General features: G+C 65.5%; 11 protein-coding genes, 2 tRNA genes and 1 pseudogene. 2 read left to right on the forward strand and 12 right to left on the reverse strand.

From position 1 onward, the window contains the following. Positions 1-81: 81 nt before the first annotated feature. From DDA93_RS15105 to leuC, 6 genes and pseudogenes are all read right to left on the reverse strand, one after another. A complete protein-coding gene (locus DDA93_RS15105; protein ID WP_116779202.1) occupies positions 82-1,245 on the reverse strand; it encodes a D-alanine--D-alanine ligase family protein in 1,164 nt (387 codons plus the stop codon). A 2-nt stretch (positions 1,246-1,247) separates the two neighbouring features. After that, positions 1,248-2,273 (reverse strand): NAD(P)H-dependent glycerol-3-phosphate dehydrogenase, encoded by a 1,026-nt coding sequence (locus DDA93_RS15110; protein WP_019483017.1) that lies wholly within the window; start codon positions 2,271-2,273, stop codon positions 1,248-1,250. Further along, a pseudogene (locus DDA93_RS15115) lies at positions 2,270-3,027 on the reverse strand (lysophospholipid acyltransferase family protein). Before DDA93_RS15115 ends, DDA93_RS15110 begins: the two are co-directional and overlap by 4 nt. A gap of 17 nt (positions 3,028-3,044) precedes the next feature. Beyond that, the gene (gene murA, locus DDA93_RS15120; RefSeq protein ID WP_116779203.1) at positions 3,045-4,487 is read right to left on the reverse strand and encodes a UDP-N-acetylglucosamine 1-carboxyvinyltransferase; all 1,443 of its coding nucleotides are present in this window, start codon (positions 4,485-4,487) and stop codon (positions 3,045-3,047) included. Between the two features lie 205 nt (positions 4,488-4,692). Beyond that, positions 4,693-5,292, reverse strand: coding sequence for a 3-isopropylmalate dehydratase small subunit (leuD, locus tag DDA93_RS15125; RefSeq protein ID WP_116779204.1), 600 nt, complete (start codon positions 5,290-5,292; stop codon positions 4,693-4,695). Positions 5,293-5,301: 9 nt separating this feature from the next. Continuing rightward, entirely contained in the window at positions 5,302-6,780 is a 1,479-nt protein-coding gene (gene leuC / locus DDA93_RS15130) for a 3-isopropylmalate dehydratase large subunit (protein WP_116779205.1), read from the reverse strand. Positions 6,781-6,900: 120 nt separating this feature from the next. Here leuC and DDA93_RS15135 point away from each other — a divergent pair, with 120 nt between their 5' ends. Next, complete coding sequence (locus DDA93_RS15135; protein WP_024476100.1) at positions 6,901-7,620, forward strand: IclR family transcriptional regulator; 720 nt, start codon at positions 6,901-6,903, stop codon at positions 7,618-7,620. Positions 7,621-7,689: 69 nt separating this feature from the next. After that, positions 7,690-8,220, forward strand: a complete 531-nt coding sequence (locus DDA93_RS15140; protein WP_116779206.1) for a DUF1697 domain-containing protein — start codon at positions 7,690-7,692, stop codon at positions 8,218-8,220. A gap of 87 nt (positions 8,221-8,307) precedes the next feature. On the opposite strand, the gene DDA93_RS15145 is transcribed toward DDA93_RS15140, so the two are convergent. The 6 genes from DDA93_RS15145 to gltX all read right to left on the reverse strand — a co-directional run. Next, a complete protein-coding gene (locus DDA93_RS15145; RefSeq protein ID WP_116779207.1) occupies positions 8,308-9,951 on the reverse strand; it encodes a GTPase in 1,644 nt (547 codons plus the stop codon). Then, positions 9,948-11,759, reverse strand: coding sequence for a dynamin family protein (locus DDA93_RS15150; protein ID WP_116779208.1), 1,812 nt, complete (start codon positions 11,757-11,759; stop codon positions 9,948-9,950). Before DDA93_RS15150 ends, DDA93_RS15145 begins: the two co-directional genes overlap by 4 nt. A gap of 84 nt (positions 11,760-11,843) precedes the next feature. Beyond that, positions 11,844-11,916: transfer RNA gene (locus DDA93_RS15155), tRNA-Glu, on the reverse strand. 87 nt (positions 11,917-12,003) lie between these two features. Beyond that, positions 12,004-12,075: transfer RNA gene (locus DDA93_RS15160), tRNA-Gln, on the reverse strand. Positions 12,076-12,145: 70 nt separating this feature from the next. Beyond that, positions 12,146-12,865, reverse strand: coding sequence for an HAD family hydrolase (locus DDA93_RS15165; protein WP_019483026.1), 720 nt, complete (start codon positions 12,863-12,865; stop codon positions 12,146-12,148). A 2-nt stretch (positions 12,866-12,867) separates the two neighbouring features. Next, on the reverse strand, positions 12,868-14,093 hold a 1,226-nt coding region (gene gltX / locus DDA93_RS15170), incomplete at its 5' end, for a glutamate--tRNA ligase (protein ID WP_116779209.1).

Genomic DNA, 14,093 nt, shown 5'->3' on the forward strand with positions numbered 1-14,093 from the left:
GAGATTCCCTCACCGATGTCTAGGTTGACCTGACCTGTCCGGGTTGCTCACCATAACGACGGCGGCGCGAGCTGCACTGACCTAGCGGAGGCCCGTCTTGCGACTCAGGGCCAACTCGATCAGCTCGTCGATCAGCTCCGTATAGGTGAGACCGGACTTGGCCCACATCTGCGGATACATGCTGATTGGCGTGAAGCCCGGCATGGTGTTGATCTCGTTGATGATCAGACCGCCGGACGGGGTGTAGAAAAAGTCGACCCGGGACAAACCCTCTGCACCGACGGCGTCGAACGCTGCAGCGGCAAGCGCCCGGACCTGGTCGCTGGCGGCTGGCGGCAGGTCGGCCGGGCAGCTCAGTTCGGCGGCGGCGCCGTCGACGTATTTGGCTTCGAAGTCGTACCAGTCGTGCTCCCCCGGCTGGACAGCGATTTCCCCGGGCAGCGACGTCCGCGGTTCGTTAGTGCCGCGACCCTGCAGCACAGCAACCTCGATTTCCCGACCGATGATGCCCGCCTCCACGAGCACCTTGGGATCGAACTCCCGGGCAGCCTCGATGGCGGCGGCAAGATCAGATTCCGAAGCGACCCGCGTGATCCCCATCGAGGATCCGGCGCGGGCAGGCTTGACGAAGGAGGGAAACCCCAGGGCCGCCGCTCGCCCGAGGCACCCGTCACGGTCGTTGGCCCACTGGCGGTCGGTGATGACCTCATAGGGTCCCACCGTCAGGCCGGCGGCGGCGAAGACCACCTTCATGTAATGCTTGTCCATGCCCACAGCAGAGGCCAGCACACCGGCGCCCACATAGCGGATGTCGGCCATTTCCAGCAGGCCCTGCAGCGTGCCGTCCTCACCGAATGGGCCGTGCAGCAGGGGCACGACGACGTCGATCCCGCCGAGGCTGCGCGGCATCTGTTCGGCCGCGGTCACCATCAGCTCAGTGGATGCAAGGTTCTGGCCAGCCCCTGACGCTGCCAGGACCAGGGACTCGTCAGAGGTGGGGACCTCGGGAAGTGTTGCGGAACGAAGGGACCACTGGGACGGGTCACCCGACACCTGAACCCACTGGCCGTTCTTGGCGATCCCTACCGGAATGATCTCGTACTTGTCCCGGTCGATCGCGTCGAGCACGCCGGCCGCGGTGATGCAGCTGACCGCGTGTTCACTGGATCGTCCACCGAAGAGGACGAGCACCCGCGGCCGTCGCGTCGGATCAAGACGGGCGGTTTCAGGGGGAACAACAGTCACAGTCAGCCTTCGGATTTCAGTTCGCGGGACAGTAGACGCGCCCCCAGGTCATGGACGGAGACGGTGCCCTGAAGTACCGCCACCACGTTCTCGGTGATGGGCATATCGACTCCCAGTTGGCCGGCAAGATCAAGGACGGCCTGAGCCGATTTGATCCCCTCGGCCGTCTGGTTCATCTTCCCGGTGACCTCATCGAGGGTCAGGCCGTGGCCCAGCAACCGGCCGGCAGTGTGGTTACGAGACAACGGTGAGGAGCAGGTGGCGATCAGGTCGCCCATCCCGGCGAGGCCGGCCATCGTCTCAGCTTCACCACCCAGAGCCACAGCGAGCCTGGTGGTTTCCGCGAGTCCGCGGGTAATCACTGAAGCCTTGGTGTTATCGCCCATCTGCTTGCCTTCGCAGATTCCGACGGCAAGGGCAATCACGTTCTTGACGATCCCGCCGATCTCCACGCCAACCACGTCGGGGTTGGTGTAGGGCCTGAAGTATCTGGCGGTGCAGGCGGCGGCAATCCACGCGGCCACTTGCTCATCCGGACAAGCCACCACCGATGCGGTGGGTTCCTGACGCGCGATTTCCAGCGCCAGGTTAGGCCCAGAAACGACGGCAATGCGGTCAGCTGGCATCTCCAGTTCGGCAGCAATGACCTGGCTCATGCGGGCATCGGAGCCCACCTCGAGTCCCTTCATCAGCGAGACCACCACCGCGTCGTCACGCAGGAGGTGTTTCCACGCCTGGAGCTGGGGCCTCAGCGACTGGGCGGGAACGGCAACGGCGACCAGTTCAGCGCCGTCGAGCACCTCGGCAATGTCGGTGGAACAGGTGATGTTCTCGGGCAGCACCGTGTCGGCGAGATACCTGCTGTTGCGCCGGGTGGTGTTGATCTCCTCGGCCACGTCCTCGCGGCGGGCCCACAGGCGCACCTGCGTACCGTGTGGGGCACCGGCGTCGGCCAGAATCTTCGCGAAGGTGGTCCCCCAACTGCCGGCGCCCAGGACGGCGACGACGGCTGGCGGTGTCCGGGTCACGAGTTCTCCTCAGGCTTGGTCTCGAAATTCCTGCCGGTGCTTTTCTGGTGTTTGTCCGCCGGGTTCCAGCGTTCGGTGGGCGGTGCTTCCTGACGCAATTCGGCGACCAGCGCGGTCAGCGCGTCGAGAATCCGCTCGGTTCCGGTGTCGAGCACCGTCTTGGTGATGGGCTTGCCCATCAGGTCGGAGAAGTCGACCGGGTCCCCGACCACCACCCGGGAGGTCTTCCGGGGAAAGAGGTAGAAGCGTTTGGCGTACCGGGGAAACACCTCGTGGGCTCCCCAGTGGGCAAGCGGGACGATCGGAGCGCCGGTCTGCAATGCGAGCCGCGCGGCACCGGTCCGGCCCTTCATGGGCCACATGTCGGGATCCCGCGTCAGGGTGCCCTCCGGGTACACCACAATGCCGCCGCCGGAGCTGATTGCTTCACGCGCTGCCTCAAGCGATCTGTTGGCGCCGGCAGTGGTCCGATCCACCGGCACCTGCCCGGTAGCACGGAGGATCCAGCCCATGACCGGCACCTTGAACAGCGACGCTTGGCAAGGAAATGCGGTGTCACCTTCTGATTGAACAGAAAATGTCCGATCACCACCGGGTCAATCTCGGTGATGTGGTTGGGGCACACAATGAACCCGGTGTCCCGCGGCAGTTTCTCCGCGCCTGACCACTCCTTCGACATCAACGTGTTCATGATGGGACGCACGGTGACGGAGAGCACGGCGAACGTGGCGCGGGATCTTCTGGATTCAGTCATAAACGAGTGCCGCGAGCCTAGCGGCCGCCCTCCACCAATGCCACAGCAGCGTCGGTCACAGCGGCGTCTGATTCAGCAGTATCCGGTTCAGCAGTATCCGGTTCAGCAGTATCCGGTTCAGCAGTGTCCGATTCAGCAGTATCTGAGGAGATATCGAAATCGGCTCCCAGGCCTTCGAGCTTGTCCTGGAAACGTTCGTAGCCGCGGTTGATCAGCTCGATGCCGGTCACCCGTGAGGTGCCCTTCGCCGCGAGGGCGGCGATGAGGTGGCTGAAGCCGCCGCGCAGGTCGGGGATATCAATGTCCGCGCCATGCAACTGCGCCGGACCGGAAATGACCGCCGAGTGGAGGAAGTTCCGCTGCCCAAACCGGCACGGGACGCTACCCAGGCATTCGCGGTGTACCTGGATGTTGGCACCCATCCGGATCAGGGCATCGGTGAAGCCGAAACGGTTCTCGTAGACGGTCTCGTGAACAATCGACACGCCCTCCGCCTGGGTGAGGGCGACGACGAGCGGCTGCTGCCAGTCGGTCATGAACCCGGGGTGCACATCGGTTTCCAGGACCAGTGGGGACAGCTTTCCGCCGGGATGGTAGAAACGGATGCCGTCGTCGTCGACGTCGAACGCTCCACCGATCTTTCGGTAGGTATTCAGGAAGGCGGTCAGATCGAGCTGACGCGCACCCTCAACGTAGATGTCACCCTGGGTGACCAGCGCTGCTGATGCCCAGGATGCGGTTTCGTTGCGGTCGGAAATGGCCTTGTGGTTGAAGCCACTCAGCTCACTGACGCCCTCGATGCGGATGGTGCGGTCGGTCTGCACCGTGATGATCGCGCCCATTTTCTGGAGGACGGCGATCAGGTCCATGATTTCGGGTTCGACGGCGGCACCCTTGAGTTCGGTGATGCCCTCGGCCCGGGTAGCGGTCAGCAGTACCTGCTCGGTGGCACCGACGCTCGGGTACGGCAGTTCGAGCTTCGCGCCGTGCAGACCCTTGGGCGCCGAAATGGAGATGCCACCGGGACGCTTGTCCACGACGGCGCCGAAGTTGCGCAGCACCTGCATGTGGTAGTCGATCGGGCGGTCGCCGATTTTGCAGCCGCCCAGGTCGGGGATGAAGGCTTCCCCGATGCTGTGCATCAGGGGGCCGCAGAAGAGGATGGGGATGCGTGAGTCGCCGGCGTGGGCGTCGATGTCCTTGGACTGGGCCATCTTCGCGCCCTTGGGGTCCATGCTCAGGTCACCGGTGACGGGGTCCTTGGTGACCTCAACGCCGTGGAGCTTCAAAAGGCTGGTGACAACCTCGACGTCCTTGATCTCAGGGACATTCCGCAGGACCGAGGGAGCATTACCCAGCAGGGTCGCCACCATCGCTTTGGGCACCAGGTTTTTGGCTCCACGAACGGAGACCTTGCCGGTCAGAGGGACTCCACCACGAATGGTCAGCACGCTTCCCATGAACACCTATTTTCTTCGATTTGCACACAACAGAGATTGCCCCCAAAGCAGCAATTGCCTCCCGCTAAGCATAGGAGCATGTCTAGGAAGACTGAAATAGACTCCCCGGGGCTACTGTCGAAAACTCTCGATCTGCCCCATTCATTCCCCGCCGTTCCGCAGGAAAGCTCCGCCGCCGATGACCTTGCTCACCGTCGGGCGTGGCTCAGGTGCGCACGGGGAGGGTCTTCGGCTTCCACGCCGGGCGGGAGGCCTCATATCTGGTGATGGTTTCCTCGTGGGTCAACGTCAGACCGATGTCGTCGAGGCCCTCCAGCAACCGCCAGCGGGTGTAATCATCGATCTGGAACGGAGCCGTCACGCTGCCGCAGCTGACGGTGCGTTCCTCCAGGTTGACGGTGACCTCGGTGCCGGGATGATTCTCGAGGACCTTCCAGATCAGCTCAATGTCATCCTGGGCCAGCTGCGCCGCGACCAGACCCTGTTTGCCGGAGTTGCCGCGGAAAATATCGGCGAACCGGGACGCCAGCACGGCCTTGAACCCGTAGTCCTTCAGCGCCCAGACCGCGTGTTCACGAGAGGAGCCGGTACCGAAATCCGGCCCCGCGACAAGGACCGAACCGGCGCTGAACGGAGCCTGGTTGAGGATGAAGTTCGGGTCCTTCCGCCACTCGGCGAACAGGGCGTCCTCGAACCCCGTTCTCGTGATGCGCTTCAGGTACACCGCCGGGATGATCTGGTCGGTGTCGATATTGCTCTGGCGCAGCGGCACGCCGATTCCGGTGTGGGTGATGATCTTTTCCATGGGAAGCTCCTAGGCGGCGTTCGCGGCTGAGGCAACGACGTCGTCGTGCTGGCCTGTTGTGGCGGGCGGCAATGGCTCGAGATCGGACGGCGAGCTGAGGGTTCCGCGGACCGCGGTTGCGGCGGCGACTACCGGGGACACCAGGTGGGTGCGGCCACCCTTGCCCTGCCGGCCCTCGAAGTTGCGGTTCGACGTCGATGCGCACCGCTCCCCCGGCGCCAGCTGGTCCGGGTTCATGCCCAGACACATTGAGCAGCCAGCGAAACGCCATTCCGCGCCGAAGTCCTTGAACACCTGGTCCAGGCCCTCGGCCTCGGCATCGAGGCGAACCCGAGCTGACCCGGGAACCACCATCATGCGGATGTTCGGGTCCTTGACCCGGCCGCGGATGATGTCGGCGGCAATCCGCAAGTCCTCGATCCGGCTGTTGGTGCAGGAGCCAAGGAACACGGTGTCCACCCTGATGTCCTTCATGGGGGTGCCGGCGTCCAGTGCCATGTACTCGAGGGCACGTTCGCAGGCCGCCTTGTCGTTCTCGTCGGCGAAATCGTCAGGGGACGGCACGGCCTGCGACAGTGAGACGCCCTGGCCGGGGTTGGTACCCCAGGTGACGAAGGGCTCCAGCTCATCGGCGTCGAGGAACACTTCGGCGTCGAAGACGGCGTCGTCGTCGGTGCGCAGCGTCCTCCAGTTCTCGACGGCGGCATCCCAGTCCTCGCCCTGCGGTGCGTGGGGCTTGTCTTTCAGGTACTCGAAGGTGGTGTCGTCCGGGGCGACCATGCCGGCACGGGCTCCGGCCTCGATGGACATGTTGCAGATGGTCATCCGCGCTTCCATGGACAGCGCACGGATGGCAGAGCCACGGTATTCGAGCACATAGCCCTGCCCACCGCCGGTGCCGATCTTGGCGATGACCGCAAGGATGATGTCCTTGGAGGTCACACCGGGCTTCAGGGTGCCCTCCACCGTGATGGCCATGGTCTTGAACGGTTTGAGCGACAGGGTCTGGGTGGCCATCACGTGCTCCACCTCTGAGGTGCCGATGCCGAGCGCCAGGGCACCAAACGCCCCGTGGGTGGAGGTGTGCGAATCACCGCAGACCACCGTCAGGCCCGGCTGGGTGAGGCCCAACTGCGGGCCGATGATGTGAACGATGCCCTGTTCGGCGTCGCCCAGTGAATGCAGGCGCACCCCAAACTCTTTGCAGTTCGCGCGGAGGGTTTCGATCTGGGTGCGGCTGGTGAGGTCAGCGATCGGCTTGTCGATGTCCCAGGTGGGGGTGTTGTGATCCTCGGTGGCAATGGTGAGGTCCGGCCGGCGCAGCGGGCGACCCGCCAACCGCAGCCCCTCGAAGGCCTGCGGAGAGGTGACTTCATGGACCAGGTGGAGATCGACGTAGAGCAGGTCCGGCTGGGATTCGGCACCCTGCACCTCGCCCTTGCGCACAACGTGTGCGTCCCAGACCTTCTCTGCGAGCGTGTTGCCCATGACCGGTTTCCCTTCGGAGCTCTTCTACTGACGTCTCGGACGGATGCATCCCAAAAAGTTACATCCCAGACAGTTGCCCAGACAGTTGCATCTCAAATGCTGAGACGGCAATATCATCCTATGGACAATATTAGCGGTGTAGGTGTGATAGACAAAGCGGCGACCGTGCTCGACGCCCTCGAAGCGGGTCCCACCACCCTGGCGCAGCTCGTGGCGGCAACCGGGCTGGCCCGTCCCACTGTGCATCGCCTGGCGCAGGCCCTGGTGCATCACCGGCTGGTCAGCCGCGATATTCAGGGCCGCTTTGTGCTCGGCAGCCGCCTGGTTGAACTGGCTGCCGCTGCCGGTGAGGACCGGTTGATTGCATCGGCGTCCCCCGTCCTGCTGCACCTGCGGGACGCGACCGGTGAGAGCGCGCAGCTGTTCCGTCGGCAGGGCGAGTGGCGTGTTTGCGTGGCGTCGGCAGAACGCCCGATCGGTCTCCGCGACACCATCCCGGTGGGCACCCAGCTCTCCATGAAAGCTGGCTCCGCGGCCCAATGCCTGCTGGCCTGGGAAGACCACGACCGCCTCCTCAAAGGATTACAGGAAGCCCGGTTCACCCCGACGGTACTGGCCGGAGTACGACGTCGGGGCTGGGCCCAGAGCCTCGGCGAACGGGAGGCGGGGGTTGCCTCGGTTTCGGCGCCGGTCAGGGGGCCATCGGGACGGGTGATCGCGGCGGTGTCCATCTCGGGACCAATGGAGCGGCTGACCCGTCAGCCCGGACGCATCCACGCTCAAGTGGTCCTCAACGCTGCCCAGCAGCTCACCCACGCCGTCGGCAAAACCGCCGACTGATCGCCTCGAAGCCCGCACCTCGATAGGGTGTGGCTATGGCTGTTGGTGTGGCATGACTGGGGGTGTGCCATGACTGAATATGCAATCTTCCTCCGTGGGGTCAACGTCGGCGGAATTATCCTCAAGATGGCTGACCTGCGCGCCGCCGTCGAGACACTCAACGTCAGCAGGGTGACAACGCTCCTGGCGTCAGGCAACGTCACCTGTACCACCGATCTGGCAGCTGATGAGCTCAAGGAGTCGGTTGAGAGGCTGCTGCGCGTTACCTTCGGGTATGACGCGTGGGTGGTGATCATCGAGGCCGGCAGGCTGCGCGAGCTGGTGGAGGCCTGTCCTTTTCCCGCCGACGACCCCGCTAACCACATCTATCTCACCCTGTTCTCGGATCCGGCCGCGCTCGCCGATCTCGTGGAAGCGAGCGCAGGACTTGAGCCGGGCCTGACGGTGCTGGGCCCCGAGGCCGCCGCCTGGTGGGCGCCGCGTGGTGGAACCCTTGAGTCTCCACTGAGCAAGCTGACCGCCAAGCCGCGGTTCAAGAACTCGACCACCACCCGGAATCTGAGGACCCTGCAGAAGGTACTTGCGGCCTTCAACGCTTAGCTGGGGCAGGTTTAGCCCGGTCAGGTTCAGCCGGGGCAGGTTTAGCCCGGTCAGGTTTAGCCCGGTCAGGTTTAGCCGGGTCCAGTCCTAGCCCCGGCCGCGAGCTGCGGTGACAGCCTTCCGGAACCCGTTGTACCTGGTGATCTCGGCCTCGACCGGAGCCACCACGTCCCGCGCGGCGACCTGGGCCACCGCGGCGTGGAGCCGCCGTCGTGCGCGGCGTCCCCGCGAACCAGCCGACACTTTGGCTGCAACAGCAGAGAGCAACGACACCGCGATTCCCAGTACCGCTCCCCCGATCGCCAGCAGCGTGGGCAGCGGGAAGCCCTCAACCATCGGCGTCTCGGGTGCTGGAAGCTGCAGGAAGCCCAGCGCGGCGAGCACGCCAAGCCATCCCAGCCCGGCGACACCCGCAGCGAACAGCAGCCATTGCAGCAGGCCGATCACCGGCCACCACCAGGACCGTGTACCCCAGCGAAGGTCGGTTTGCGCGATGGCCTGGTCCAGTCCGTCGGCGAGTGATTCGTTCGCCCCCTGGGCTGCACCGCGGATCTGCTCGCGCCAGGGTCCGCTGACCGATTGGGCTGCAGCGTCGGCGTACTCCCGCAGTGCCCCGTCCATGGCGGCGCGTTGCGCCGGTCCCGGGGTGGGCAGTGAGGTGCGATTGACTGCTGCGTTCACATCCGACCGGCGCAGGTTCAGGCGACGCAGCGGGTCGGGCCTAAGCTTGCCCAGCCAGCGGGTGACCGGCCACCCCGTCGCGGCGTGGGCGTCCCGCCGGTAGGAACCTACGACCGCATCGACCACCGTCTCGGTGCCGACGGCTCCAGCCAGCCGCTCCACCAGCCGTGACCGTGCCGCTTTGGGCGGCAGGACGGCGTCGGTCGGTCCAGCGTGCCCGGCCAGCTGCGTGGCAGCCGCCGTGACATCCGCCGTGAGCCGCGCGGTGGCAGCCTGCCGACGTTTTACCGTCTGCCCAATCTCCGTCACGAGCTGGTCCAGTCCGGCGCCGGTGGCAGCCGAGACCGGGTGCACTGCCACAGAGGGGAGTCCCTCGTCGGCGAGGATGCCGCGCAGCGAAGCCGTCACCTGGTCCACGTCGTCCCCGATCAGACGATCGGTCTGGTTCAGCGCCACCATGGTGACGGCGCCGTGGGTGGACATGCGTCGGAGGAAGCCGTGATGCAGGGCGGCGTCGGCGTATTTCTGTGGGTCGACCACCCAGAGCAGGACGTCGACCTGCCCTGCCAGACGCTCCACCACCTCGCGGTGGCTTGCAGCGGTGGAGTCGAAATCTGGGAGGTCCAGCAGGATCAATCCGTCGCCGTCGTCGGCGGAGGTTCGCCCCCCGAAGGCCAGCCGCGAGTGATCGGGCAGTTCGTGCCGCTGGGCCACCTGCAGCCAGTCCAGGAGCGGGCCGCTGCCCTCGGATTTCCAGAGCACGGCGAGGGGTTCGGAGGTGGTGGGGCGGCGCGCTGCCACCCGCGCGACCTCGGTCCCAGTCAGTGCGTTCAGCAGCGAGGACTTGCCACTGCCGGTGGGGCCAAAAATGCCGACGACGGTGTGGGCGGCGGACAAGGAGCGGCGGGTGCTGGCGCGGTCCAGCACCTCGTAGGCGGCCCTCAGGTCCTGCTCGGGGAGGCGCCCCACGGCCAGCTCCCGTGCGGTATCCAGAGCTTCAAGCTGGTTCTGGACTGCTGATTCGGCCAGCTTGCCCTTGTGCCGGCTCACCGGCCGTGTCCTTCATGCGCGTGGCCTTCGTCGTCGTCCCCACGGTCAGGGGCATCGTCGCTGTTCAGGTCAGGCTTATCCGAACCGCGTGAGTCAAGGTCACGGGCATAGGCCCGCAGGGTGTCAGCCGGGAGCTGCCGGGCTGCCGGCTCCAGCAGTGTGAGGTAGCGCTGCTGCTCGGTGAGAAGGAGCGACTCACACCGGCGCTGCAGGTTGTCGCGGGCAGATTTCGCCAGCCGTCGGACAGCGTCCTCGCCGAAGACTGCTTCGAGGAGTTTCTGCCCGACGACGGCGGAGCCACCTGCCACCCCGATCTCCAGTCCGCTCAACCCTGCGGTGGAGGCGAACACCACCACCATGAGAGCGACTGCTACGCCGTTCACGCCGAAGGACAGCATCCGGGCAGTGAATCGCTTGTTCGCGCCCTCGGAACTGACCAGGTCCAGCAGGTCCTTCTGCCAGGCGCGGATCTCCCGCGCCACGGTGGCCGGGAAGTCGTCGCCGCCTGGCGGTAGCCCGGTGAGCAGTTCCCGGCCGGCGTCGCCGTCCCGCCAGGAATGTTCAGTCTTCTGTGCTGCCTGCGCCGCCTGTTCCACGATGACAGCGTGGAGCCCGGTCTCGATGGCCGTCTCCACGGTCACCGCCCGCGTGGGCCGACCGGTGAGGAACGAGCCCATGGCGTCGCGCACCCGGCCGACCCGCGATTCAAGGCCCCGCATGAACTCCCCCGTGCCGACAAAGTCCTGCCAGCGCGCCAGCACCTCACCGCGGAGCAGTGTCCCGTCCTGGGTGGATTCGAGGATCCCCTGGAGGGCGTCGTCGTACGCGCGGGTCGCCGCATCCCGCAGCCGGAGATATTCGGTGTGCTGCTCGTCCTGAGCGTCGGCTGCGTCGTGGACCCGGCCCGCCACAGAGCGGACTGCCCCGTAGAGGGTGCGGCGGGCAATTTCCTGCCGGCCGGTGGCGTCGGCCGCCAGCGCCCGCAGCCACCGGCGGATGGGGTCAACCGCATCTGCCGGGAGCATTCCCGCCGGGTCGAGCGGCAGCTCCGGGATGATGAAGATAGGCGCGTGGCCGAGATCGGCGTTCGCCAGCAACGTGTGCAGGTCGCTGCGGACTTCCTCCTCCACCCCGGCGGGGACCCGGTCCAGGACTACGGCGAGGAGGATGTCGCGTGCCGCAGCATCGGCCAGCAGTTTCCACGGCACAGCATCGGCGTAACGGTTCGCGGTGGTGACGAAGACCCACAGATCAGCCGCTGCGAGGAGCTGGCCGGAAAGCCGCCGGTTCTCGTCGGCGATCGAGTCGAGGTCCGGGGCGTCCAGCAGCGCGAGGCCCAACGGAATCATCGGGTCGGGCCGGAGCAGTAAGGCCCCTGCACCAGCGGCCAGGGTATCGGCGGGCTGTTCGGTCCCGGGTTCGACGGCGCGTACCCGGCTCAGTGTGGGCAGGACCCGTTGGTCCGAGAACCAGTGACCATCGGCCGGGTGATGCAGCAGGACTGGTTGCCGGGTGGTGGGTCGGATGGCCCCGGAGCGGGTGACTGGATGTCCCACGATGGCGTTGACCAGGGTGGACTTTCCGGCTCCTGTGGATCCGCCGACGACGGCCAGCAGCGGGGCGTCAAGGCTGAGTAACCTCGGAAGTACATAGTCCTCGAGCTGGGCCGCGGTTGCCGAAGCGTTGAGCTGGGCGCTGTCCGCGCCATGCACCGCCAGAGGAAAGGACAACCCACGCAGCGCCTCCCCTGTCTGGCGTAGCGTCGCCAGAAGCGGCTGGGCATCGGCGGCAGGAAGGGTGTCAGTCACCACCCCATTCTGCCGTACGGCTCAGGGTGCCTGCGGTAGGGCAAAGAAAAACCCCCGGAATCCATGGGATTCCGGGGGTATCTGTGACCCCAGCGGGATTCGAACCCGCGTTACCGCCGTGAGAGGGCAGCGTACTAGGCCGCTATACGATGGGGCCAGTACTGTGTGCTGTCTGGCCTGCGCCAAACGAGCTAGATGATTGTTTCACATCTGATAGATCCGGCCAAATTGTCCGGATCTAACGCTGGGGTACCAGGACTCGAACCTAGAATGTTGGTACCAGAAACCAGTGTGTTGCCAATTACACCATACCCCAATGGCACATACCGGAGCGCTCCTGACGGAGCATCCGGGCCGCGGAAACCGCTCTGCGCCGAGAGATCACTTTACCGGATGTGCGGCAGTAACTGCAAAACGCCCGCCAGTGAGGTGATCCGGCGACCTGTGAAGTCCCCGGTCCCGGCGTCACGCCGGTCCAGCCACACCCCGATCAACCCCGCAGCGTCGGCGCCCTCGGCGTCGACCACCCTGTTGTCTCCCACATAGAGGGTGCGCTCCGGCAGGGTGCCCAACTGCCGTGCACCTTCCAGGTAGATCGCCGGATCCGGTTTTGCCACGCCAACCGTGTCGATCCCGACGAGGACCTCGAACCGGGACAACCCCGACCGGTTGAGCTTGGCGCGCTGGTAATCGTGCACATTGTTGCTGACCGCCCCGTAGGGGATGCGTCGGCTCTCCAACGCGTCCAGGAGGGGGACGACGTCGTCGTACGGTGCGAAGTGCAGGGGCAGCGTCGCCTCATACGCGGTGTTCCAGTGGCGGGCAGCCTCACCCTCGAGTGGTTCCTCGACGAAGGCAGCCTGCGCATGCCGGACCCGATCCAGCCGCTGCTCGGTGAAGGTCAACTCCCCCGCGAGGAACCGGTCATAGGAGCCCAGCGGGTCGTGGGCGTACAACCGCTTGTACTCGGTCCAGTCCGCGTCGCTGAGATGCGCGAGGGTGTCCGCCCCCACATGGTGGAGGGTCCTTCCCATCGCGGTTTCCAGATCCACCAGGGTGTCGTCGATATCGAACAACACCCCGGCGATGTCCGGGAGGTGCTCCATGATCAGCCGGCCACGCTGCGGAAGGCGGCGATCCGGGCCAGCGAGGATTCCTTGCCGAGAATGACCATCGATTCAAAGAGCGGCGGCGAGATCCGCTTGCCGGAGACGGCTGTCCGGACCGGGCCGAAGGCCAGGCGGGGCTTCATGCCCAGCTCTTCGACCAGGGCCTGACGGAGCGCATCCTGAATGGTCTCGGTGGTCCAGTCGTCGAGCGGCTGCAGCGCGGCCTGCGCTGCGTCGAGGACTTCCCCGAGGTTTGCTGGCAGACCCTTGCGGGCGTCGTCGGCAATCTCAATGCCGGCGTCGGCGGTGAAGAGGAAACCCAGCATGTCCGGGGCTTCGCGAAGGAGAGTGATGCGCTCCTGGATCAGAGGAGCAGCCCCGATCAGGATCTGGCGTTCGCGATCGCTCAGGGTCTCGCCGAGGAAGCCCGCACCCTGAAGGTAGGGAATGATCCGCTGGCGGAAGTCTTCGGCCTCGAGCAGGCGCACGTGGGTGCCGTTGATCGCCTCGGCTTTCTTGAGGTCGAAACGGGCTGGGTTCGCCAGCACGTCGTGGACATCAAACTTCTCCACCAGGGTGTCAACAGTGAAGATGTCCTCATCAGCCGACAGGCTCCAGCCCAGGAGTGAAAGGTAATTGAGCAGGCCTTCGGGGATGAAGCCGCGTTCACGATGCAGGAACAGGTTTGATTCCGGATCGCGCTTGGAAAGTTTCTTGTTGCCCTGACCCATGACATAGGGCAGGTGCCCAAACAGCGGCATGTAACTGGCGACGCCAATGTCGATCAGCGCCCGATACAGGGCAATCTGGCGAGGGGTTGATGAGAGGAGATCCTCGCCCCTGAGCACATGGGTGATGCCCATCAATGCGTCGTCCACCGGGTTGACCAGGGTGTAGAGGGGAGCACCGTTGGCACGGACCACTGCGAAGTCGGGGATGCTCCCGGCACGGAAGGTGATTTCACCGCGCACCAGGTCGGTGAAGGTGATGTCGTCGTCGGGCATCCGCAGCCGCAACACAGCCCCACGGCCCTCACACCTGAAGGCCTCCTGCTGGTCCTCGGTGAGGGTGCGGTCGTAGTTGTCGTAGCCCAGCTTCACGTCCCGACCCGCTGCCCGGTGGCGTTCCTCAACCTCTTCGGGCGTGGAAAAGGACTCGTAGAGGTGGCCGGCTGCCCGCAGCTTGGCGATGACGTCCTGGTAGAGATCGCTGCGCTGCGACTGCC

Source organism: Arthrobacter sp. Bz4 (assembly GCF_003075455.1).
Classification (GTDB): Bacteria; Actinomycetota; Actinomycetes; order Actinomycetales; family Micrococcaceae; genus Arthrobacter_D.